Below are 22881 nucleotides of genomic sequence, written 5' to 3' on the forward strand. Positions count from 1 at the left end.
AACACGGACCGCCAGAAATCTTTTCCAATGGATAAACTGTAGGAGTGATCCTGTCAACCACGGAACGCAAAGGCGACGCACGCGAGCGCCTCCTGGCCCGGCTCCTCGCCACCTTCGACGAGGCCCTTCCCTCACCGGAGGTGTCGCTCCGCGAGATCGCCGCCCGGACCGAGACCAGCCACGCCCTCCTGCGATACCACTTCGGGTCACTCCCGGGCGTCCTGGCGGCCATGCTCAAGGCACAGCGATCTCGTGACAACGAGGCCCTTTTCGCAGCCGCCCAGCAGGGCACCTTCGCCAACCTCGTTGTGGCGATCTGGCGGACCTACACGCGCCCGGAGCAGTTGTCGCGTGTCCGCGGCTTCTTCCACGTCGTAGGACTGGCCGCGTACAGGCCGGAGGACTTCGGCGAGTTCATCGACTCGCTCGACGACCTGACCAAAATGCTGGCCTCACTCGCGGAACGCGAAGGGCACGACACCGGGGAAGCGCTGAACATGGCCACCGTCGCCGTTGCCGCGATCCGCGGCCTGCTCTTACAGGAAGTCCTGACTCCAGGAGTCCACTCGGAGGACGCCGTCGACTTGATCCTGCGCATGCTCCCCGGCAACGCGGCCGGTGTTCACTCAGGCGATGGAGTACGCCCGCACCCTCAAGCAGGCCGTCCCGCACCGGCGCGTGATCGTCATGGTGCATGAGATGAAGCGAACTTCGATCTGGGCCCCAAAGAGGGCCAGTTCATGTTCGCGGTCCTGGCTGCGGCCGCGGACCACGAACTGCAGCTGCGAGCCGAGCGCCAGTCCGAGGGCATGACCGCCGCCAAGCGCCGCGAGGCCACCGGTGGAGCGCAGAGGGCGACGCCCACGCGCTGGCTGACATGGTCCGCACCCGCCGCCACCAGTTGCTGGAGGGGGCTGGGGACTCCGAGGTCGCCGATGCGGTCAAGGTCGTCACGCGGGCCCACCAGACGCTGTTGTGGGAACGCACCCGTCACCTGCTGCGGTTGCGGGTCGCCTTGCGCGATGACTTCCCCGCCGCGCTGGAGGCCTACAAGCCCCTTGGCCTCACCTCCGAGGCAGTGTTGCGGCTGCTGGTCAAGGCGCCTGCCCCCGCGACCGCGGCCAAGCTCACGATCAGTCAGATCGGCGCCGCGCTCAAGGGTCGCCGGGACATCCCGGCCAAAGCCGAGGCCATCCAGAACGTGCTGCGCTCCGAGCAACTCGGCCAGGCCGACCTGGTCACCAACGCCTATGCCTCGACAGTCCGGGCCCTGGCCGCGGTCATCACCACCCTCAACGCCGAGATCAAGACACTCGAAGGCGAGGTCGAGGCGCATTTGGTCAGCACCCGGACGCCGAGGTCATCCTCAGCCAGCGCGAAGGCACGCAAGCACTACGCCGGAACCTCCCCGATCACCCGCCAATCCGACAAGATGTGCACCGTTCACGCCCGGTTCGGGCACAACGACCGGCTCGTCGACGCCCTTCGCCTCCAAGCTTCCTGCGCCGTCCTGCACGACCTCGAGGTCCGCGCTTACCACGACGAGCTCCGCGCCCGCGACGTCGGGCACAACGCAGCGCTCAGACAAGTCAGCAACCGCCTTGTCGGCGTCCTTCACTGCTGTCTGAAGACCCGCAGCCACTACGACCAGACAACCGCCTGGTCATACCGATCCCGACACCTCGCAGCTTGGCATCGAAGCTCCAGGGATGTCTGACCCCCCACGGCTCGTAGACCATGTTGACGCCACCGTGCTGCCACTCGTTGATCCACACGAGAGCGGCGTTGATCTCCCTGCAGTGCCGCAGGTTCTCGGGGGTCGAGGAATAGACCGTCGCCGCGAGTCCGAAGCTTGTGGTGTTGGCCAGGTCGATGGCTTCGGCGAAGGAGCCGACCACGGTGACGGGGGCGACCGGCTCCGCTTCACCGCCTACTGCGACGGCGAGATCGGCGAGCTGGGCGCCGCGCCCATCCGGGCTTTCCTCGCCGACCTTGGCCAGTTGTCGGCCGCCACCCGCAAGCGCACCGCGATCGCCTCCTTCTGCCGCTGGGCCGTCAGGCACGACCTGCTCGACGCCAACCCGATGGACCGCATCGACACCATCAAGGTGCCCAAGACGCTGCCCCGCCCGGCCGCGGCTGCCGACATCGCCAAGGTTCTGGCCGCGATCTGCTCGCGGCGGCCGCGCAAGGACCTGCCGCTGGACCGGCCGCGGGACCGGGTGCTGTTCGAGACCGCCTACGTCTGCGGCGCCCGCGCCTCGGAGGTGTGCGGCCTGTACGTCGAAGACCTGGATCTGCACCTGGACGACGAACACGTCCGCATCCACGGCAAAGGCGGCGGTGTGCGCACCGTCCTGCTCGACGACCGCGGCCACGTCGCTCTGCTCAAGCTGTACCTGGCCCGCGCCGGCTACACCGCCGGGCCGCTGTTTCGCGCCTCCATCAACGGCCGCGGCGGGCCTCTGTCGTACGACGCCGCCCACCACCGCTGGCAGACCTACTGCGTCGCTGCACGCGTCGAGATCGACATCCACCAGCTGCGCCACGCCCACGCCACCGAGCTCATCAACGCCGGCGTCTCAATCGAGGCCGTCCGCGGCCGCCTCGGCCACGCCTCGGCCGAGACCACCCAGCTGTACGCGCTGCTGGATGACAAGGTCGCCGACGCCGAAATCCGGGCCGCCCACCTGGCGGCCCGGTGGAGCTCAACCGCTGGCCTTCAGTTTCTTGTACATGTCCCGGCAGCCGGGTGTTCGTCTGTCATCGGGTGCGCACAGCTCGACGACCAGGGAGAAATCGACGGTCCTGCGCTGTCCCGCCGAGGCGTAGGTGAGCCGGACACCTTCGGAGCGGGCTGTGGTCCTGCTCGTCTTGGCGTACTGCAGGCCGAGCTCGGTGTACGGCCATCCCGTATCCGGATCTTCGCCTGGCTTCGCTCACACGCTGGTGATGGGTGAGCCGAGGGCGGGGAAACCGAGTTCCGTCAGCGCCGCCTCAGCGTTGCCCAGCATGGGATGCTCTCTGCTCTGCGGGCGCGTGGAGAAGGCATGCAGGACGATCCCGCCCTGCTTGCCCAGCAGTTCGGCCTTCTCCAGGGTGGCCGAGCCTGGCCGGTCCAGGCACATGACCCAGCTGCCGAACGAGTAGGACTGATCGGCGACGGTGTCGGGCAGGGTGGCGACGATGATGACCGGTTCACCTGTCTCCCGGTCCTGCCCGATGGACAGCCGCGCGCTCTCAGCCGTGTTCTCAGTCGTGTTCTCGACCGTGCATGCGGACGTGACCGCCACCGGGAGCGCGGCCACCATGGCCGCGATGGCGACCCAGACGATGGCGACCCAGACGATGGCGACCCGGACGAGGACGCGGAGGAGAGCGCGCATCTGGTGCTCCTTTGCGAGGGTCAGTATTTGTGCGCTTCGGCGATGCGGGAGTTGGCATCGGCCCAGCCGTAGGGCGTGTTGCCGCACAACCAGGACTTCTTGGTGACCGTCCAACTGATCGACGATGAGGTGTTGAAACCGGACTGCGCGCTGACCTTCAGGACTCCCAGATCGATGCCGGTACTGAAGGTGGCGTTCGGCCCGCGGATGCCGACCTGGTGATCGACGCCGTACTTCTGGCCGATCTTGGCTTTCGCGCCGCTCCACCGCCACGCCGGCGGCCTGGTCGCCGGCCGCCGCGCCGAGGGTGGTGTCCTGCCACTCCGGTACGGTCTCAGGATCGGGGTCAGGCTGGATCTCCGTGACGGGATCGATTTCATCGCCTTCCGGCCCTGGATCGACCCATGCGGCCGGGGTGTCGGCCCGGGTTTCGGCGATGCGGGCTTGTGCGCCCGGATCGATCGCGAGAGTGGCGGGGCCGCTGGTGCCGGCCGCGTCGGCCGGGAGCGTGGACCACAGCGGCGTGACGATAGTGGTCTCGGCCGCCGTGGCCGGTGCCGGGCGGGTGGCAGTGTAGTGCCAGCGGGCTTCGCGGGTGGCATCGGCGATGGCCAGTTCCACGTCCACCGAGCCGTCGTCGGCCACGTAGTCGGCGGGCAGCGCGTCGGGGTCGACGGCGAGGACGAAGCGCCCCCGGGAGTCGGCCTTGGCCACGCCGATGGTGTGCGTGGGCACGTCGGCGCCGTCGGGGAGGCCGTCCAAAAGCTCCTTCTTCGGCCAGGCCATGGCCAGCACGTCGGCGCCGGGCACCGGAACGCCGTCGATGGCGGCCACACCGGTCGCGGCGCTCTCGGGGATGGTGCCGTCCGGGTTGGTCGGCGGGGTGTAGTCAACGATCAGCTTCGGGATGACGGCGGGGTCGCCGGCCTCGGACGAGCGGTACATGCGCCAGTTGGTGGCATCGCTCTCGTTGGCGGCGCGCAATTGAACGCCGTGGTTGGCCATGCCGTTGGCCCAGTCCTGGACGATGCCCTCGATGGAGTAGTAAAGCTCGGCCTCGGCGCAGTTCGGGGCCAACGGCGCTGTTCGATCAGTCGGTGGCATGGCTTCGCCGGCACCGAGTGCTGCTACCGGGGGCGACGGTGCTGGAGCGGCTGCGGCAGGCGCCCAAGCGGCAGTCGGGCACGGAGATGGCCAAGGCGCTCAAGCGGGTGGACGACATCGCGGCGTTCCGGCTGGGGCGGGTGCGGGTGGACAAGGTGCCGGTCCGGCGGATGAAGACGCTCGCCAAGTACGGGGCGGTTACCAAGGCGCCGCTGCTGGCCCGGCTGTCCAAGCCGCGCAAGACGGCCACCATGTTCGCGGTGACCCGGTCATTGGAGGCCGAGGTGATCGACGACGCCCTGGATCTGTTCGCGCTGCTGATCTCCAGCAGGTTGATCTCGCCCGCGCGGCGCAAGTCGGCGGGCGAGCGGCTGGCGATGCTGCCGAAGCTGGAGAAGGCCTCCAAGCCGCTGTCGCGGGCGGGCCGGGTGCTGGTGGAGCAGCTGGACCTGGTCGCCGAGGTGGACGCCGATCTGGATGTGGCCGCGTTGTGGACGGTGGTCGCCGCGCAGGCCGGCGCGAGCAAGGAACAGGTGCTGGCCGCGCTGGAATCGGTCGAAGAGCTCGTGCCGGAAGACGACGGGGCCGCGGAGGCGGCGCTGCGCGCCGCGCTGGTGGACAAGTACAACACCGTCCGCCCGTTCTTGAAACTGCTGGGCGAGAAAGCGCTGGGGGCCGCGGCGGGCGGCCGCAAGGTGCTGGCCGCGGTGCGCAGGCTGCCGGAGCTGGCGCGCCGGCACGTCTCCCGCAAACCCCTGCTGCCGAAGGAGATCGACGCCTCGCTGGTGAGCGCGGCGTGGAAACGGCCGGTCTTCGCCAACCCCGACCTGCCGGCGGGGACGGTCGATCGTGATGCCTATGTGGTGTGCGTAATGGAGGCCCTGTTTCGGGCGCTCCAGGTGCGGGACGTGTTCGCCGCGCCGTCGCTGCGCTGGGCCGACCCGCGCGCCCATCTGCTGGACGGCGCTGCGTGGGAGGCGATCAGCGAGGACGTGCTGGCCTCGCTGTCGCTGACCGACCCGGTCGAGGCGCACCTGGACGCCAAGCTGCTGGCGCTGGACGCGGCGTGGAAGCAGATGGCCGGCCGCCTGGCCGAGGCCGGTGACGACGCCCTGGTACGGGTGGTCACCCCGGCCGACGGGCACGCCCGGTTGTCGGTGGAAAAGCTCGGCGCGCTCGGCGGGAGGCCGTCGCTGAAGTGGCTGCGCGGCGCCTGCCAGGCGATGCTGCCGCGCATCGACCTGCCCGAGCTGCTGCTGGAGGTGCACTCCTGGACCGGTTTCCTGGACGCCTACACGCATCTGGCCGACATCTCCACGCGCATGCACGACCTGCCGCGATCGCTGGCGGCTCTGCTGATCAGCGAGGCCTGCAACGTCGGCCACACCCCGGTGACCAAGGACGGGGACGAGGCGCTGACCCGCGGCCAGCTCTCGCACGTCGACCAGAACTACGTGCGTGCCGAAACCCATGCCGCCGCCAACGCGATTCTCATCAAGGCCCAGCGCGGCGTGCCGATCGTGAAGCTGTGGGGCGGCGGGCTGCTGGCCTCGCTCGAGGGGCTGCGCTTCGTCGTCCCGGTCCAGACGATCAACGCCGCGCCCTCCCGAAGTACTTCGGCTACAAACGCGGCCTGACGCTCCTCAACGCGGTCAATGATCAAGTGATGGGGATCGGGCAGATGGTCGTGCCAGGCACGCCGCGCGACTCCCTGTACATCCTCGACACCCTGATCAACATCGACGCCGGACCCCAGCCCGAGGTCGTCACCACCGACCAGGCCTCCGAGTCGGACATGGTGTTCGGGATCTTCTCCATGCTCGGCTACCGGGTTCGCGCCGCGCTTCGCCGACCTGGGCGACCAGCGGTTCTGGCGCGCCGATCCGCCCGACGGGAGCACGCCGACGTACGGACCGCTGGACGCGATCGCCCGCAACAAGATCAACCGGCAGAAAATCGCTACACATTGGTCGGACATGACCCGGGTCGCCGGATCGCTGGTCACCAACCAGGTCCGCGCCTACGACCTGCTGCGCATGTTCGCCCGCAACGGGCGCCCAACCCCGCTGGGGCAGGCGTTCGCCGAATACGGCCGCATCGACAAGACCCTGCATCTGCTGTCCATCCTGGACCCGATCGACGACACCTACCGGCGGCAGCTGAACAAACAGCTCACCGTGCAAGAATCCCGGCACCGGCTGGCCCGCAAGATCTGCCACGGCGCGAGCGGGCAGATTCGGAAGGCTTCTCGGGAGGGCCAGGAGGATCGACTAGCCGCGCTCGGCCTGGTCGTCAACGCGGTCACGCTGTGGAATTCGAGGTATTTGTCGGCCGCCGTCGACCAACTGCGGGCCCAGAGCGTGCCGGTCAAGGATGAGGACGCCGCCCGGCTCAGCCCGCTCGGCCACGCCCACGTCAACGTCCTGGGCCGCTACGCCATCGCCTCCTCCGCCCCGGCCGAAGGCCTGCGCCAGCTCGGCGAGATCCCCGACCTGCCCGACGGCGAGGGCACGGTGGAGGAAGAGGGCGTGTAGAGCTTTGCCTTTGCGACGGCTGTCACCCCTGCCGGATCCGGCGAATCGTCCGCGGCGGGCGGCCTGGCTGCGCGATTGCGGCCCTCTGCCGGTCTTTCAGAGGATGTGGGGATGAGCGAGGACAGGCACCCGGCCTTCGACACGTCGTCGACGAGCTGGACGAAGGCGAGCAGGAGGTGGGGGTCGTCATCGTCGAGCTCGTCCTCGGGACGTGCGCGGAGGCCGGCAGGTGCCGCCTATCCGTCAGGCCGACGCCGCGCCGAAGGCGGCGGCGTGGTCGGCGACCCACTGTGCGTAGGTGAAGGGCGGTCTGCCGGTGACCTGTTCGACCGTCGGCAGGACCTCCGTGGGCTTGCCGACTCTCGCGGTGAGCAAGTTGACGTAATCGTCGATCCCCGGGGCAGGCATGTCGGCGCGGGCCATCTCGTCCCGGAACCAGTCCTCGGACTGCTCTTCCCACCGCAACGGCCGCCCGATGGTCTCCGCGATGACGCGCACGCGGTCGATCTGGGTCAGCGACTGCGGTCCGGTCACCGAGTACCCCTCGCCGGCGCGGCCGTCGAGGAGGCTGCGGACGGCGACCGCGGCGATGTCGCGCGGGTCGATCGGGGCCGTCTCGGCCTCGCCGTAGCGTCCGCGTACGACATCGCCCTCGATGATCTGGGGTGCCCAGACCAGGTCGTTGGTCGTGAGCCCGTCGGGCCGCACGAAGGTCCACGCCAACCCGGACGCTTCGACGGATCGTTCGAGCCGCAGGTGCACCTCGCCGACCCAGCCGGGCTCGGGCCACGTGACGGACACCGAGGACAGCATCACGACATGCCGCAGGCCGGCTCGCTTGGCCACGTCGAGGAATCCGTCGACCCCCTGGAAAACGGGGAACAGGAAGGCCCGCTCGATGCCGGACAGTGCCTCAGACAGGGTTTCCGGCTGGGTCAGGTCGCCGGTCACGACCTGGACCTGGTCCGGGAACGCATGGCCGCTGGGGTTGCGGCTCATGACGCGGACCTTCTCACCTTCCTCCAGGAGTTGGCGGACGACGTGGGAACCGACGTTTCCGGTGGCACCGGTTACCAGGATCATGGTGGGGATCTCCTTTAGTTTCTTGGTTTCTTTGAGCCGGGGGCCGGTCGATGACGATCGCGTCACTCGACCAGCCGTCCGGTGGATTCGAGGTCAGCGGTAAGTTCCACGAGGCGCGTGGATCGTTTGCGCGGCGTCCTGACGACCATGAGGCGCCGGCGACCCGATCCCTGTGACATTGCGGTCTCCCATCAGGACGCACGCCGAACGGTTACCTCGGCACCTTCGGTCGCGTCATGACCATGACGGAATTCGCGCGAGGAAGGTAACGACGTGGCCGGATCAGGTCCTCACGAAGCACTGGCGGGAGCCTTCCAACAGCAGCGCGAGCGCCTGGTGGCGGTCGCCTACCGGATGCTGGGGTCGCGGGTGGACGCCGAGGACGCGGTGCAGGAGGCGTGGATCCGGCTGGCGCGGCAGGACGCGGCCGCGATCGACAACCTGGCCGCCTGGCTGACCACGGTGGTCGGCCGGGTCTGCATCGACGTGCTGCGCGCCCGTAAGAACCGGGCCGAGCTGTCGTACGAAGACTGGCTGCCCGAGCTGGTGGTGACGGTGGACGGCGGGGCGGCGCCCGAGGAGGACGCGGTGCTCGCCGAGTCGGTCGGGCTGGCACTGCTGGTGGTGCTCGACACCCTCACGCCCGCCGAGCGGCTGGCGTTCGTCCTGCATGACATGTTCGCGGTGCCCTTCGCCGAGATCGGCGAGATCATCGGCCGGTCCGCCGACGCGACCAAGATGCTCACCAGCCGGGCCCGCCGGAAGGTGCAGGGCACATCGCGGCCGGAGGAGGAGCCGCGGCGGCAGCGCGCCGTGGTCGACGCATTTCTTGCCGCGGCTCGGAAGGGGGACTTCGAAGGGCTCGTACGGCTGCTTGATCCGAAGGTGACCTGGCGCACGTACCACCCGCAGGGCGTGATGACCACGGTCGGGGCGGCCGAGGTGGCCGGTCCGGTCCTGCGCGGCATCCGGTCGATGACCTCGGCGCTGGCGGTTCTGGTCAACGGCGAGCCTGGGTTCGTGGTCTGGGGTGCGAAAGGCAAGGTGCTCGGCGTGGTGGGGTGCACCGTGGTCGACGGCCGGATCGTCGAGCTCCTGACCGTGAGCGACCGCAAGCTCCTCGACGCCATGAATCTGCCCGCGCGACCCGAGTAGCGCACGCCTGTCGCATGGGGTTGTTACGTCTTGGCGGAGGGCTTCGTCGTAGTGGTGCAAGTATCCGAAGACGAAGGAGATTGAGATGGAAACCCGGATCAACTGGATGGGCACCGAGGTCGGATCGAAGTGGGCCAAGTACATCATCTCGTCGAACAAGGTCATCACCGACTCGGCACTGCCGAAGGCGGTGCAGGAGCTGGTGAAGATCCGCGCCAGCCAGATCAACGGCTGCGGCGGCTGCCTTGACATGCACACCAAGGACGCCGCGGCCGCCGGCGAGAGCATGGTGCGGATCAACCTGGTCGGGGCATGGCGGGAGACGACCGTCTACACCGAGGCGGAGCGGGCGGCGCTGGAACTCACCGATCAGGGCACCCGCCTCGCCGACTCCAGCGGCATCACCGATGAGGCGTGGGCGAACGCGGCCAAGCACTTCGACGAGGATCAGATGATGGCTCTGGTGGCCCTGATCTGCACGATCAACGCCTTCAACCGACTGAACGTGATCACCCGGACGCCCGGCGGCGACTACCAGCCCGGACAGCAGTTCATCTGACGCGGACATTCCCCTCTCAGGCTCTCAGGCGGACCCGGGACCCCGGGTCCGCCCCGCGGCCACCACCCCCAGACACCCCAGACACTCTGCCAAAGAGAAGACTCATGAACATCGCACTGTGGATCATCACCGGCCTGCTGACCGCCCTCTACCTGTTCTCCGGCTTCGGGAAGCTGTTCGTGCCACGGGAGAAGATGGCCCAGATGGCCAACGCCGCGCGCTGGGTCCTCGACTTCAAGCCCGGCACCCTTAAGGCCATCGGAGCGCTCGAGGTCCTCGGTGCCGTGGGCCTGATTCTGCCCGCCTTGCTCGGCATCGCGCCGATTCTGGTACCGCTGGCGGCTAGCGGCCTGACGCTGATCATGACCGGCGCCGTGATCATGCGGATCCGCCGTGGCGAGACCAAAGCCGCGCTGGGGGACGGGGGCTACCTTGCCCTGGCCGCCTTCGTGGCGATCGGCCGCTTCGTACTGGAACCCTTCACCGGCTGACCGGCCCGTCACCCGGGCGGGATGCGGGCCGCGATCCGTCGATCCCTTCCGAAAAGGGTCAATGCACCCGAGATCGCGAAATGCCCACGGGAGCGTCTGGCTCCTCGCGCCAATCAACATGCATTACATGCCTGAGAAAGATCATCTCACTCTGACCTGCGAGAAGAGTTCAAGAACCCAACGATGGGCTGCGCACTCATTTCCGCTTTCACGAAGGTTCTCCCATGAGCGAAGACACGACGACGGCGCGGATGCGCGCGATCATTCAGGAGTCCGCGGGCGGTGCCTGATGGCCCTGCCGGCGATGACGGCGGAGCAGCGCGCGATGGCGTTGGCGAGGGCAGCCGAGGCGCGTACGGCGCGTCGTGCGCTGTTGGCGGAGGTGGCCTCCGGCGCGGTGAGTGTGGCGGCGGTGTTCGAGCGCCGCGGGCAGGATCTGGTCGGCAGGACCCGGGTGGTTCAGGTCCTGCGGGCTGTTCCTGGGTAGGGGCCGGCCAGGGTCGCGGCGTTGATGGCCACCTGCGGGGTGGTGGAGAACAGCGTGTTGGCGTGCTGAACGAGCAGCAGCGCGAGCGACTCTTGCGGTCTTTGATCAGCTGACGGCGCCAGGGCTGATCGTGTGAGTTATCGCAGCTCCGCGTCCGGGTGGGGTTGGTTTTGCAGGCGAAGGCGAAGTTCGGCCTCCTGCGCTGTCAGCGTCTGGCCCGGGCGTCGGACGCGGGCCGGGCGGGGTCGGGGGATGTCTTCGCCGTGCAGGAGGGCGAAGTCGGCGTGGGCCGCCTCGACGGCTTCGGGGTAGGCCTGGGTCTTGTCGTGCTCGGCGAGGGCCCGGTAGATGCTGGCCAGGGACGGGTTGTGGCCCTTGCGTTTCCCGGTCGGGATGATGAGGTCCTGGCGGATGTCCTCGACGCGTTCCCCGGCGGCCTTGCGGCGCAGCACGGTGTGCAGCATGTCGTCGGTGATCACGGCGGGGCGGCCGCCGTGCTTGCCCTGGCGGGCGGCGGCGTCCAGGCCCTCGAGCGTGGCCTCGCGGATGGCTTCGCGTTCGGTCTCGGCCATCGCGGCGAAGAAGGCGAAGAGCATCCGGCCCGGTCCGGACGGGTCGTAGATGCCGGCGAGCGGCCCGGCGAGCATCTCCAGCACCAGGCCGTGCGCGGTCAGGTGGTCGGCCAGTGCGGTCAGCTCGGCGGCGTCGCGGCCCAGCCGCTTCATCTCGTACACGGTCAGGATGACCCGGCAGTGCGGGGCGTGTGCCTTGATCTGCCGGGCCAGCGCGAGCGCCGCCTCGAACTGCGGACGGACTTTCACCCGGGTCGAGATCTTCTCGGCGAAGATCTTCTTGCGCGGAATCCCGTGCGCGGCGAGCGCGTCCAGTTGCGACTGCAGTTCCTGGGTGAGGGCGGAGCAGCGGGCGTAGCCGATCCGGATGTCCGCTGACGGCCCATCGTCACTGAGCGGGGCGGGCGGTGGCGTGCCCGGCCGCCACGGCTGGCCCGGGTTCCGGTCGGTCGGGGTGATCACCCGCAACAACTTGGCCAGCCGTGGCACCTTGGTGAAGCGGCCGGTGTGGTAGCTGCCGGCCACCGCGCCGGAACGCGCTCGGCACGGCGAACCGGGCGCGACGGCGCATCGCGGGCACGGGTGACGCTCGACCTCATCGGCGTCACGGGCGCGTTCCTCGCCGATGACGGACATCGGGGCGGATTCGGTGTGTTCGCGGGGTTCCGAGGCCTCGGCCATGCCCCAGATGTTCTCACAAACATTTCCAACAATCTGGCGATCCGCCGACTTGCATGAGAACGAGTTCTGAGAAGAAATCGGCCTCTCTAGCGAGCGCATCAGGGGCCCATGAAGCCTTCTGGTGATCTTCTCTGACAATCGAGCGTTTGTGAGACCGTCGAGGCGCTGACGACAGCCTGATCGCCGTGGTCGAGGACGGCGAGAGCCAGAGCGCGGCCGAACCCGGACGAGCAGCCGGGGCAGGCGTGTGCGACCGGTGTTCCGGTCGGGCCCAAGTCCACTACACGACCCGCTCGCGGGGCGGCGGGGCGCGATGAGGTCCCCTGTTGTTCCTGGTCAGATGGCTCCCGGAACGAAGCGTCCTACGTTGCGGGCGGGTCAGGCGCCTCGGGCGGGGGCAGCATGGAGTTATGGACCGAAATGTGGAGTTGAGTGAGTTTCTGCGCCGCTGCGGGGCCCGGATGAGTCCGGAGTCGGCCGGGTTGCGGGAGCGGGGCGCCTACCGGCGGGTGCCCGGCCTGCGGCGTGAGGAGGTCGCCCAACTGGCCGGGGTGAGCACCGACTACTACGCGCAGCTGGAGCAGGGCCGGCCGATCAGCCCGTCCCCGGGCGTGCTGGAGGCAATCGCCGCGGCGCTGTGGCTGGACGACGCCGAGCGCGCACACCTGAGCGACCTGATGGGCACAGCGGCCGGGCCCGCCGCGGCAGGCCCGTGGTGCAGCGGGTCCGGCCGGGCCTGCACCGGTTCCTGGACTCCTTCACTGACCAGGCGGGGTTCATTCTCGGACGGCACGCGGCCACGTGATTGACGACGACGCGTCTCATACGGAGTGTCATTCTCATTATCGATAGTGATAATATGTCGATGTGAGGTCTTCGACAGAGCGCTGGGCCGAGTTGGCGCTACATCCCGTACGCATCCGCATCCTGGGCGCCGTGGCCGGCGGCCGTCGCACGGCAACCGATCTGGCCGGCCTGCTGCCCGACGTACCGCAGGCGACGCTGTACCGGCAGATCGGCACGCTGGCCAAGGCGGGTCTGCTGGAGGTGGTGGAGGAACGCAAGGTCGGCGGAGCGACGGAGCGGGTATACGCGGTGCCGGAAGGCGGGGTGACGCCTACCGCCGAAGTGCTTGCCTCGGCCTCCCCGGAAGATCACGCGCGGTATTTCACCGCGTTCATCAGCAGCCTGCTGTCGGAGTTCTCGCGCTACCTCGCCAGGGAGCATATCGACCTGGTAGCCGACGGCGTCGGCTACCAGCAACTGGTGCTGCACCTGGATGACGAGGAGTTCATCCGCTTCGCACAGGGGTTCGCCGAGCTGATCCGGCCCCTGCTCGCGAAAGAGCCGGGAGAGGATCGCACGCCCCGCCTGCTGGCGACGATTCTCCTCCCCTTGACGAAAGGTTGACCCATGGCAACAGTAATGATCACTGACGGTTCGATCACCATCGAGTTCGGCCTGTGGGACCGGCTGTTCACCGGCCGCGCCCGGCACGCGATTCCCGTGGCGGCGATACGACAGGCGACCGTCACGGAGCACCCGCTGCGTGTTCCACGCGGCGGGAGAAAGGGTCTGACCGTGTCGGGCCACACCAAGATCGGCGTGTGGGGCCTCCTCGGCGGCCCGCGGCAGCTGGTGTCGGTCAACCGCAACCTGCCCGGAGTGCACCTGCTGCTGGACCGCAGGAGCTCCGGCGGCGAATTCGACGAAATCGTCATCTCGACCCCCGACGCCGACCGGCTCGTCGAGGCCATCAGGGCCGTGGCCACGTGAGCGGCATCGAGGTCCGCAACCTGACCAAGAGGTACGGCTCGCTCACCGCCGTCGACGACCTCAGCTTCACCGTCAGACCGGGAGCGATCACCGCCTTCCTCGGCCCCAACGGGGCCGGCAAGACCACGACCATGCGTATGATGATCGACCACGTCGCACCCACCTGCGGCAGTGTGACGATCGGTGGACGGCGCTACCGCGACATCCCGCGCCCCACCACCGTGGTGGGGGCGGTCTTCGACGCCGCCTCCTTCCACCCGCAGCACTCAGCCAAGGACCACTTGAGCATCTACGCCGCGATGGGCAGATACCCCAGCGGCCGGGTCGACGATCTGCTCGGCCTTCTGGGCTTGGCCGGGGCCGCCGGGCGCAGGACGGGCGGCTTCTCCACCGGCATGCGGCAGCGGCTCAACCTGGCCACCGCCCTGCTGGGGAACCCCCGCGTCCTGCTGCTGGACGAGCCGAGCAACGGCCTGGATCCCCAGGGCATGGCATGGCTGCGCTCGTTCCTGCGCGACCTGGCCGATGAGGGCCGCACGATCCTGGTCTCCAGCCACGTGCTCAGCGAGGTGCAGCAGATCGCCGACGACGTGGTAGTCATTGGACAGGGACGGCTGCTGACCGCCGCCTCTTTTCGCGAGCTGTCCGGTACGACGCAAGACGTCCTGGTACGCACTCCCGACGCTACTGAACTGCACCCGATCCTGTCACGCCAGGCGCAGCGAGTAGACGCGACTGGCCCGCAAGGCCTGCGCGTCCGCGGCCTCGACCCGGCCCAGATCGGCGATCTGGCCACCGCTCACGGGTTGCGCATCCACGGCCTGGCCACCGAACACCGCAGCCTGGAGGATCTCTTCCTCGACCTGACCGGCGAACGGACGGACGCATGAAGCCCGTTCTCCACGCGGAGTTCCGTCGACTGTTCGCAACCCGGATGTGGCTGGGCACTCTGCTCGTGGCCGCCCTCCTCGGCGGCGGCCTGATCGGCCTGCTGGCTGTCGTCGGGCCGGAGAACTTCGAGCCCCCGATGCCGGGGCTGCACACCGAAGCCGGAGTACGGGCCGTCCTCGGCTTCCTCGGCTTCACCGCCTTCATCCCGGCCGCGATCGGCACCCTGGCCGTGACCTCGGAGTACCGGCACCGGACCGTCAACTTCACGTTCCTGTTCGCGCCGGACCGCTGGCGGGTGCTGGCCGCCAAGCTTGTCACCTACGGTGTGGCGGGCATGGCCTACGGGATCGTCCTGTCGGGCACCGCCGCGGTGGCGTTGTTCGGCGCAGCTGCGACCCGCGGCGTCAGCCTGGGGCTGCCCGCCGGGACCATCGTCGAACTGCTGGCCCGCCTGGCGGTCGCGATGGTCGCCTACACGGTGCTCGGCGTGGGCATGGGCGCGCTGATTCGCCACCAGATCGCAGCGTTGTGCGTGGTGATCGGCTACCTGTACGGCGCGGAGCTGCTGCTCATCATGATCCCTGGTGTCCGCAACCTGTATCCCTGGCTGCCCGGCGGCGCGACCGCGGCACTGACCGACTTCACCGCCGTAGCCGACGCCCTGGCCCAGCAACTGTCCAGCGAACCCGTCCAGTTGCTGTCTCCGATGGCCGGAACGCTGATCCTGCTCGGATACACCGCGCTGGCGAGCACGGCCGCGCTGCTCAAGCCCATGCGCCGTGACCTCGCCTGACGGGAGCTCCGCCGACTCCATCGCCGTCCCGATCTCCAGGAGCAACCATCTTCTAGTCGGCCAGGTACCGCCGCGACCCGCTCCGGTGTCTGGCCTGACCCGCTCCGGCCGCGGCGAAGATCCCTGCGTCACTCCACCCTCGGCCTCGCCGTTGCGCCGGTCGTCATGCCGCCCGGGCGCCCGGCTGATGGCCAGCCCGACGACGCCGAGCGTAGCGCCGCGCTGCTCGATCCCCCATCAACGAGCGGACGGCCTGATGATCAACCATCACGCGCCCTCCCGCCCCACCCCCATCGGCCCAACGTGTGGCCGCAATCCCCAACTTTGATCGGAAACGCGATGATCCCTCGATACGGCGACTTCATGGTGTTCCTCCTGGGCGCCTTCGGCTTGTCTTGGCTATTCATTGTCCCGCTCTGGCTCGGTGACGGCATCGCCTCCCCGCTGCTGCAGCCGCTAGCCGCAGCAATGATGTTCACTCCCACGCTCGGCGTCCTGGCCGTGTGGCTCCGCAAGCGCGCGGCCCCCGCCGAACTGGTCGCACAGACCGGTCTCGGACTCGGCCCGAGCAAGACCCGCACGTTCGGCCTTGCCGCAGTCGCCTGGCTCAGCGTGCCCGCGTTCGCCGCCCTCACCCTTGCCCTCGGCGTCGTACTCGGTCTGGTCACGCTGGACCTGTCCGGCCTCAGCCTCTATCGCGACACGATGGGCGTGCAGGGAGCCAACCTGCACGCCGCCTGGGCCGGCCAGGTCCTCACCGGTCTCACCCTCGGCACCGTAGTCACCATGATCCCCGCTTTCGGCGAGGAGTGGGGCTGGCGAGGATGGCTGGTGCCCTGGCTCAGCGCCGAGGCGGGGGTGAGCCGCGGACTGCTGATCTCCGGCCTGATCTGGGGGCTGTGGCATGCGCCCCTGACCCTGCTCGGCTACAACTATCCGAACCTGGGTGCTTGGGCCGCGCTGGTCTTCGTTGGCTTCTGCGTGACGTTCGGCCTGGTCCTGGGCTGGCTGCGGTTGCGCACGGGCAGCATCTGGCCAGCCGTCGTAGCGCACGCCGCATTCAACGCCACCGTTCCAACGTTCCTCATGCTCGGCGACGCCACCACGCCGCCGAACTTCGCGATCGCCGGCCCTATCGGCCTCGTCGGCTGGGCCGTCCTCGGCTTGCTAGCGGCCGCCCTGCTCAAGCTCCTTCCAGTGTGGCGACCCGCACCGATCAGCTAAGCCTCAGCGAAGCGAAATGCACGCTCCTCGTGAACCTGTCAGTCCTGATGAACGACAGCCAGCCGAAGGTCAACAGAAGTTGACGCCCTCTTGGTCGTCAATGTAAGTTGACGACCAATCTATCGACTACATCGGGAGTTCGTCATGCGATGGAACAGGCGTATCGTCATAGGCAAGGACGCTCAGCTAGCCGTCCGCGACTCTGAAGGAGACGCGCCGCCTGCAGTGCTGATCCACGGGCTCGGCACGCCGCAACGATCTTGGGATCCCGTCGCACGCCTTCTCCAGCCGACTTTCCGCGTCATCACCCTTGACCTGCGTGGACATGGCAGATCTTCGGTCGCTCAGGACTACTCGATCGACGCCTACATCGAGGACGTCCTAGCGGTTATAGACGCCGTCCATGTGCGACGTCCTCTCCTGGTCGGACATTCCTTCGGCGCCCTGCTTGCGCTCGAAAGCGCGGCCAGGAGGGAATGCCGCGCCGTGGTCGCGGTGGACGGCGGCCTGCCCCTCCAGCGCCCTGCCGAGGCCAAGGACCGGCACACTTTCGACACCGAGATGCGGCGCCCCCATGTGCGCCTCCTCATGGCCGTCAGCACCCTACTCGGGAGGGGAGTACGGCTGTCGCCCGATCAGATGTGGCAGGTCATACAAGAAACCGAAGATCGAGAGCAGGCCTTGGATTCCATCTATGCACGCCTACGCTGCCCGATATTGCAGGTTCTCGCCGAAAGAGCAGAGCCGGTGCCGTGGGGCGAAGAGATGCATGCCGCCGCGAAGACGGCTGCCGACCGGCTCTATCTGACCCACTCCCATGTGGGACAGGTGTGGTTGGACAGCGGCCATGCCATTCCTCTGGAGCAACCACAGCAACTCGCCGAGCGAATCGTCACGTTCGCCGCCGCCCACTCGACCCCGTAGGGGCCCCAGACTGGCGGCGTACGTCACGCCCCCCGCTCCGGCGGGCAGTTCACCGCCAGCACAACTGATCTCTGCCTACAGGTCAACAGCGTGCCGCACACGTGCCAGCCCGGTTCGGCCTTGCGCCAGATCGCCTGCCGGAAGGCGAGCGCGGTGGACAGCGCCGAGGGCGCCTCCAGGTTGACCGCGTACCCGGCGATCGCACGGGAGTGGTCGTCCTCGATCTCGGTCAGCCACGGCCGCGCCGGCTGCCCCCTGGGATCCCGCACCCAGATGGCCAGCTCGGTGTGGTCGGCCTGCCAGATTTGGTTCGGCTTGGACGCCTCTCTGCGATGCACCAGCTCATACATCTCCCGGTAGCGTTTGCTGCCCTCCACCCCGAGCGCGACGAGTGCCGGATCGAGCTTTCGGACGATCTCGTGCACGGTGGAGTAGCCGGGGACCGGCCACCTCTGCGCGGTGGCGACGCTCACCGCTTGCCGGTGGATCACCGCGATACTTCGCCGGGGCGGCCGCAGCGCCAGGCGCTCGATCGCGGCCAGGCGCTGAGCGTCACTGAAGCCCGTCAGCGGGCCGGGGTGGTCGCCATCGTGCGCAGCTGCTTGCACCATCCGTTCCTCCACCGTCCCTTCCTGGCCGCCATGGCCCCCGCTGCGCTGGCCTCGTTCGGAGTGGGGATCTTGGGACCACCCAGCCGGAATTGAACGCTAAGCCTCCCGCCGCAGCTCAGGCAGGGTTGCGAAGGGGTGTAGGTGGATAGGGCGTCCACCCACGGTGCGACACGTCTGTCCGATCTGTACGTCATCGGCTGGATACGACCAGTACGATCGGGAGGAGATCACGAGCTGGCGCGCGGGCGTGGCACGAGGAGACTGGTTGAGCGACAGCGTGGCCGCCGACACTGAGGGCGAGGCCAGCGAGGCGGCTGCGCCGCCTCCGTTCGAGCCGGCGCGGATGGTGCCGACTCGGCCGGATGGCTGGCCGGATTGGCTCGGTCGCAGGCCGATCAGCTCGGTCGACCGGGACAGGATTTTGAAGGATCTGAGTGCCGATCAGGAAGAGTTGGACGCTGCCAAGCGACGGGATGGCCTGCGCCTCGCACCGCTGTTCTCGTCCGTGACGATCGAAGGGGTTGGCGGGCAGGGTGATCCGCGGAAGGTGGCCCGGCTGCGAGCCGCCATCAATGCGGCGTGCCGGGTGGCCGCGGGTGACCGGCGGACCAGTTATCACGCGACCGATGTGCGCATCACGATCGGGATCGCGGGGCCGGACGCGCATGAGCGGATCGCGGTGCTGCGCCGGCAGCTCCCCAAGATGGGCGGTAGCCGCGGCTGGACGATCACCGAAGATCTGAACTGAGCCAGCTCTCTCAGAGTGAGAGTGGTGACTGCGCGTGTTCCAGAAATGAACGTTATCGAGACGCGAGCAGTCGATCTTGCCGCTTCTGCGACGCCTCAGGTCGATCATTCTCAAGAGTGAGGGGCCACGGAGATTCCGACAACCAACTGACACGGAGGCGTGGATTTCGACAGCAAAACGCGGACCCTACACGAACTCAGGTCCGCTGGGTCGGCGTCCTCCTCCCGATGGTTATCTGGGGTTGTCAAGCGAAGTAGCTAGGAGGCCGGTGCCCAGGCGGGTGATCTGGTGGATCACCATGTTGGCGTGGCGGGTGCTGGTGATCAGTCCAGCGTGTTGCGATACCTTTTGATCGGCTCGGCCATCGTCCTGCTCGGTACGGCGACAGGAGGCTCGGTCAATCCGGCACGCCAGTTCGGACCGGCCGTGGCGTCCGGCCGCCTCGACCTTCTGTGGGTATACATGCTGGCGCCCCTGGTCGGGGCGGGGATCTCCGCCGCCATCCTGAACCGTGTGCACAAGCGCCGCGAAGTGCTGACGCACCGGCTCTGCGGTACACATCCGAATGGTTCCCCGCTGTGAACATGGGCCGACGTTCCGGCCAGCACACCACCCCTGCCGCGCCCATCCTGCTGGCCACCACCGGCTACCCACCTCCACCAGTGATCTCGCCAGGAGTCCCCATGCCCACCAGCACCCTCCCGCCCGCCACAGCACCAGCGCCTGAGCTGATGACGCCTTCAACCGCGACGGCTACGCCATCATCCGCGACGCCTACGACCCGCTTCTGTGCGCCGAACTGCGCCCGCGTCTCATCCACTGATGGACATCGTGCAGGTCAGTGCCCAGGTCGATGCCGAGCGCCGGGTGTCCAGCCAGGAACTCCTGCGCTCGCTCGCGCACGACCACGGGGTGGCCGTCTTCTCCGCGCGCGACCTTTGGAGACCGTTCGATTACACACGGTAGCTACGATATGGTCATGGAGCTCTTCCCTGCCATGCCGCTCGCGGAGTGGGCTGAGGCCAAGGAGACCTTTCACCGGTTCACGCAGATTGTCGGCAAGATCCGGCTGTCGGTGAGCAACCGGCGCAACCACTGGTGGCACGTGCCCTTTCATCTGACCGGGCGCGGGCTGACCACCCGGCCGATGGGTGGGCTGGGTGAGCAGCCGCTGTTCAGTATCGACTTCGACCTCGTACGCCACCGCCTGGTGGTGGACGTGCTGGACGGCCGCAGTGCGGAGTTCAGCCTGATCGGCCGGTCGGTGGCGTCGTTCCACGAGCGGCTGTTCGAGACGCTGGCGGGGCTGGGGATCCGGCCGGAGATCTGGGCGGTGCCGTTCGACCTGAGCGACGACACGCCGTTCGCCGAGGACACCCTGCACGCGCGTTACGACCCGGTGCTCATCAACCGGTACTGGCGGATCCTGTCCCAGGTGGCGCAGCTCCTCGACCGGTTCGCGGCGGACTTCTCCGGCAAGATCAGCCCCGTGCACCACTTCTGGCACACGTTCGACATTGCCGTCACCCGGTACACCGGGCGCGCCGCGCCCGTATCGCCGGAGACCGATCCGGTGACGCGCGAGGCGTACAGCTGGGAGGTCATCAGCTCAGGGTTCTGGTTCGGCGACGAGGAGCGGCCGTGGCCGGCCTTCTACTCCTACACCGCGCCGGAACCCGAAGGGCTGGAGCGGGAGCCGCTCCGTCCCGAGCAGGCCGAGTGGATCGCCGCGCGCGGCAGCCACCTGGCGGTACTCCGGTACGACGATGTCCGCGCGATGGGCGATCCAGTCGCCGCCGTGCTGGAGTTCCTTGACAGCGCCTATCAGGCGGGTGCCCGGCTGACGGGGCTCGATGTGCACGCGCTGGCCTGTCCGGGGGGCGTCACGGACCCGCATGACGCGAAGGCCTGAACACACGAGAGCGCCCGCCCTCCAGGGAGGACGGGCGCTCAACGAGTGCGTACCGGTGCGCAGGTCGCCTCTCGGCGAAAGGCGCAACGCCCACCTCGCACGGTCGCATGGACGTCGTCTCCCAGTCCGACGACGGACGGTCCCTGGTCGCGGACTACCATGACGACACATGGGCACCGCCTCGATGTTCACCGTCGTCGGCGGGAAGGCCGGCCGAATCGACACCGGTCAGGCGGACCGGGTACGCGGCCTCCGACTCTGACGATCGTAAGGGGAACGGATGACGCGCGATCGGCGATCGGCGAACCCGACTCGGGCCAGGCGATGGCTCCGCACGATGCGGGCGCGGGATCCGCGCGAGGCACACCGCGCTGCTACCCCGCTGGAGCTGCTGTTCGACCTCTGTTTCGTGGTCGCGGTGGCGCAGGCGGCCGCCCAGTTGCACCACCACGTGACCGAAGCCCACCTCGGCGTCGGGCTGTTGGGCTATGCGATGGTTTTCTTCACGATCTGGTGGGCGTGGATGAACTTCACCTGGTTCGCCTCGGCCTACGACACCGATGACGTTGCCTATCGGCTGCTGACTCTGCTCCAGATGGCGGGTGCTCTGGTACTGGCGGCCGGGGTGCCCGCCGCCGCGACCTCCTATGACCTCACCGTGATCACCATTGGTTATGTGGTGATGCGCGTGGCGCTGGTCGCCCAGTGGCTGCGGGTAGCTCGGCAAGATGCCACCGGCCGCCCTGCGGGGATCCGGTACGCCGTCGGCATCATGGTGGTCCAGGCAGGCTGGCTTGTTCGGTTGGCGCTGCCGCATCCATGGGACTACACGGGGCTCGCGGTGCTCGTGATCGCCGAACTACTGGTGCCGATGTGGGCCGAGTTCCGGGGCACGGCCACGTCGTGGCACCCTGGCCACATTTCTGAACGCTACGGGCTGTTCACCATCATCGTCCTCGGCGAGGTCATCTTCGCTAGCCTTACCAGCATCCAATCCGCATTGTCCGAACACGGCGTATCCGGGCAAATGCTGCTGATAGCCGCTGGCGGCCTCATCCTGGTGTTCACCATGTGGTGGATCTACTTCATGGGCCCGGACGCCGCCCTGAGCACGCCGCGTATCGCATTGCTCTGGGGTTACGCCCATTACCTGCTGTTCGCCGCGGTCGCCGCACTCGGCGCAGGCCTACAGGTCGCCGTTGACGTGGCCGTGCATCGCGCCCACGTGGCCGCGACGACCGCGACGTTCGCCGTGGCGGTTCCCCTGGCCGGGTTCCTCCTGGTCATGTGCTGGCTGCGCCGACTGACACACACCGGCCTGGCACATCCGAGCCTGATGGTTACCGGGGCAGTCATCGTGCTGGTGCTGGCGCTGGCCACCCCCGTCCTAGGCGTCGGCGGGGTGATCCTGTCCATCGGCATCGCCGCTGCGGCCACGCTGACAGCAGCTCTTGTGGCCACGCACCGCGACGGGGTACCCCACCCTCCACCGGAGGCACGGTGACATGGTGCTCGATCTCCATCGACTGGCACACCTCATTGCCGTGGCGGAGGACGGCGGCATCGCCACAGCCGCACGCGCCTGACAAGGCCCAGCAAGCATCGCGATCACGCTCATGCCGAGAGGATGCTCGATGGGTCAGTGTCCTGTCAGCCGCGCGCCGTGGTAGGCCTTCGCTCCCAGCGGCGGGCACGTCGGCGGCGAACTGCTTATTGAATGGCGCCACCCTTGGAGACGACGCGGGCCCGACGAAACTCCAGATACGTCCGCCTGGGTGAGGAGACCTCCGCGTGTATCACCACCGAAGCCGACCCCGTCCAGCGCCGCCGTCCCCGCTGAGCTCGGCCCTTCAGCCGGATGAACTCACCAGGTCACGTGATCGGCCACACTCGCAGCACCTGATCGTCGTCGGGATCGAGCGCCACCCGGTAGCCGACCGCGTGCAGCGC

General features: G+C 68.3%; 22 protein-coding genes and 3 pseudogenes. 20 read left to right on the forward strand and 5 right to left on the reverse strand.

Features of this window, described 5'->3' with window-relative positions; all coding sequences use genetic code 11:
- Positions 1–44: 44 nt before the first annotated feature.
- Complete coding sequence (locus HD593_RS29895) at positions 45–698, forward strand: TetR/AcrR family transcriptional regulator (protein WP_221525045.1); 654 nt, start codon at positions 45–47, stop codon at positions 696–698.
- A gap of 164 nt (positions 699–862) precedes the next feature.
- Positions 863–1021: pseudogene (locus HD593_RS65215) on the forward strand (IS110 family transposase); the annotation flags it as partial.
- Between the two features lie 568 nt (positions 1022–1589).
- Here HD593_RS65215 and HD593_RS65220 read toward each other — a convergent pair.
- Entirely contained in the window at positions 1590–1898 is a 309-nt protein-coding gene (locus tag HD593_RS65220; protein ID WP_350669281.1) for an aldehyde dehydrogenase family protein, read from the reverse strand.
- On the opposite strand from HD593_RS65220, the gene HD593_RS61955 reads away from it, so the two are divergent.
- Entirely contained in the window at positions 1800–2960 is a 1161-nt protein-coding gene (locus tag HD593_RS61955; protein ID WP_312903802.1) for a tyrosine-type recombinase/integrase, read from the forward strand. The genes HD593_RS65220 and HD593_RS61955 overlap by 99 nt on opposite strands.
- Here HD593_RS61955 and HD593_RS29910 read toward each other — a convergent pair.
- Complete coding sequence (locus HD593_RS29910; RefSeq protein WP_185105349.1) at positions 2940–4463, reverse strand: hypothetical protein; 1524 nt, start codon at positions 4461–4463, stop codon at positions 2940–2942. The genes HD593_RS61955 and HD593_RS29910 overlap by 21 nt on opposite strands.
- Positions 4464–5713: 1250 nt before the next feature.
- On the opposite strand from HD593_RS29910, the pseudogene HD593_RS64970 reads away from it, so the two are divergent.
- Positions 5714–6258 (forward strand): annotated as a pseudogene (locus tag HD593_RS64970) (Tn3 family transposase); the annotation flags it as partial.
- Positions 6259–6331: 73 nt separating this feature from the next.
- Positions 6332–7024 (forward strand): annotated as a pseudogene (locus tag HD593_RS63625) (Tn3 family transposase); the annotation flags it as partial.
- Positions 7025–7267: 243 nt separating this feature from the next.
- Here HD593_RS63625 and HD593_RS29920 read toward each other — a convergent pair.
- A complete protein-coding gene (locus tag HD593_RS29920) occupies positions 7268–8173 on the reverse strand; it encodes an NAD(P)H-binding protein (protein ID WP_185105350.1) in 906 nt (301 codons plus the stop codon).
- A 207-nt stretch (positions 8174–8380) separates the two neighbouring features.
- On the opposite strand from HD593_RS29920, the gene HD593_RS29925 reads away from it, so the two are divergent.
- From HD593_RS29925 to HD593_RS29935, 3 genes are all read left to right on the forward strand, one after another.
- Positions 8381–9262 (forward strand): sigma-70 family RNA polymerase sigma factor, encoded by an 882-nt coding sequence (locus tag HD593_RS29925; RefSeq protein ID WP_185105351.1) that lies wholly within the window; start codon positions 8381–8383, stop codon positions 9260–9262.
- A gap of 85 nt (positions 9263–9347) precedes the next feature.
- On the forward strand, positions 9348–9821 hold the full coding sequence (locus HD593_RS29930; RefSeq protein ID WP_132597164.1) for a carboxymuconolactone decarboxylase family protein: 474 nt from the start codon (positions 9348–9350) through the stop codon (positions 9819–9821).
- A 104-nt stretch (positions 9822–9925) separates the two neighbouring features.
- Entirely contained in the window at positions 9926–10312 is a 387-nt protein-coding gene (locus tag HD593_RS29935) for a DoxX family protein (protein WP_185105352.1), read from the forward strand.
- A 624-nt stretch (positions 10313–10936) separates the two neighbouring features.
- Here the strand turns inward: HD593_RS29935 and HD593_RS29940 are convergent.
- On the reverse strand, positions 10937–12151 hold the full coding sequence (locus HD593_RS29940; RefSeq protein ID WP_246546779.1) for a recombinase family protein: 1215 nt from the start codon (positions 12149–12151) through the stop codon (positions 10937–10939).
- Between the two features lie 362 nt (positions 12152–12513).
- On the opposite strand from HD593_RS29940, the gene HD593_RS29945 reads away from it, so the two are divergent.
- The 7 genes from HD593_RS29945 to HD593_RS29975 all read left to right on the forward strand — a co-directional run bounded on the left by HD593_RS29945 (position 12514) and on the right by HD593_RS29975 (position 17660).
- Positions 12514–12861, forward strand: coding sequence for a helix-turn-helix domain-containing protein (locus HD593_RS29945; protein ID WP_246546781.1), 348 nt, complete (start codon positions 12514–12516; stop codon positions 12859–12861).
- Between the two features lie 58 nt (positions 12862–12919).
- Positions 12920–13462, forward strand: a complete 543-nt coding sequence (locus HD593_RS29950) for a helix-turn-helix domain-containing protein (RefSeq protein ID WP_185105353.1) — start codon at positions 12920–12922, stop codon at positions 13460–13462.
- Positions 13463–13465: 3 nt separating this feature from the next.
- Positions 13466–13828: a hypothetical protein gene (locus HD593_RS29955; RefSeq protein ID WP_185105354.1), complete on the forward strand. Its 363-nt coding sequence runs from the start codon at positions 13466–13468 to the stop codon at positions 13826–13828.
- Positions 13825–14718 carry an ABC transporter ATP-binding protein gene (locus tag HD593_RS29960; protein WP_185105355.1) on the forward strand — a complete coding sequence of 298 codons (894 nt, stop codon included), beginning with the start codon at positions 13825–13827 and terminating at the stop codon, positions 14716–14718. The genes HD593_RS29955 and HD593_RS29960 overlap by 4 nt, the downstream gene beginning before the upstream one ends.
- Positions 14715–15512, forward strand: coding sequence for an ABC transporter permease (locus HD593_RS29965; RefSeq protein WP_185105356.1), 798 nt, complete (start codon positions 14715–14717; stop codon positions 15510–15512). The genes HD593_RS29960 and HD593_RS29965 overlap by 4 nt, the downstream gene beginning before the upstream one ends.
- A gap of 363 nt (positions 15513–15875) precedes the next feature.
- Positions 15876–16736 carry a CPBP family intramembrane glutamic endopeptidase gene (locus HD593_RS29970; RefSeq protein WP_246546783.1) on the forward strand — a complete coding sequence of 287 codons (861 nt, stop codon included), beginning with the start codon at positions 15876–15878 and terminating at the stop codon, positions 16734–16736.
- Positions 16737–16961: 225 nt separating this feature from the next.
- The gene (locus HD593_RS29975; RefSeq protein ID WP_185105358.1) at positions 16962–17660 is read left to right on the forward strand and encodes an alpha/beta fold hydrolase; all 699 of its coding nucleotides are present in this window, start codon (positions 16962–16964) and stop codon (positions 17658–17660) included.
- A gap of 23 nt (positions 17661–17683) precedes the next feature.
- Here the strand turns inward: HD593_RS29975 and HD593_RS29980 are convergent, their stop codons facing one another.
- On the reverse strand, positions 17684–18271 hold the full coding sequence (locus tag HD593_RS29980; protein ID WP_185105359.1) for a hypothetical protein: 588 nt from the start codon (positions 18269–18271) through the stop codon (positions 17684–17686).
- A 265-nt stretch (positions 18272–18536) separates the two neighbouring features.
- Here HD593_RS29980 and HD593_RS29985 point away from each other — a divergent pair, with 265 nt between their 5' ends.
- The 5 genes from HD593_RS29985 to HD593_RS30005 all read left to right on the forward strand — a co-directional run bounded on the left by HD593_RS29985 (position 18537) and on the right by HD593_RS30005 (position 22435).
- Positions 18537–19019, forward strand: coding sequence for a hypothetical protein (locus HD593_RS29985; protein WP_185105360.1), 483 nt, complete (start codon positions 18537–18539; stop codon positions 19017–19019).
- Positions 19020–19307: 288 nt separating this feature from the next.
- Positions 19308–19601, forward strand: coding sequence for an aquaporin (locus HD593_RS29990; protein WP_221525047.1), 294 nt, complete (start codon positions 19308–19310; stop codon positions 19599–19601).
- A 240-nt stretch (positions 19602–19841) separates the two neighbouring features.
- Positions 19842–19985, forward strand: a complete 144-nt coding sequence (locus tag HD593_RS29995) for a hypothetical protein (RefSeq protein ID WP_185105361.1) — start codon at positions 19842–19844, stop codon at positions 19983–19985.
- A gap of 13 nt (positions 19986–19998) precedes the next feature.
- The gene (locus tag HD593_RS30000) at positions 19999–20931 is read left to right on the forward strand and encodes a DUF5996 family protein (RefSeq protein ID WP_185105362.1); all 933 of its coding nucleotides are present in this window, start codon (positions 19999–20001) and stop codon (positions 20929–20931) included.
- A 280-nt stretch (positions 20932–21211) separates the two neighbouring features.
- Positions 21212–22435 carry a low temperature requirement protein A gene (locus HD593_RS30005; RefSeq protein WP_221525048.1) on the forward strand — a complete coding sequence of 408 codons (1224 nt, stop codon included), beginning with the start codon at positions 21212–21214 and terminating at the stop codon, positions 22433–22435.
- Positions 22436–22881 lie beyond the last annotated feature (446 nt).

It is taken from the genome of Nonomuraea rubra (genome assembly GCF_014207985.1).
Classification (GTDB): domain Bacteria; phylum Actinomycetota; class Actinomycetes; order Streptosporangiales; family Streptosporangiaceae; genus Nonomuraea; species Nonomuraea rubra.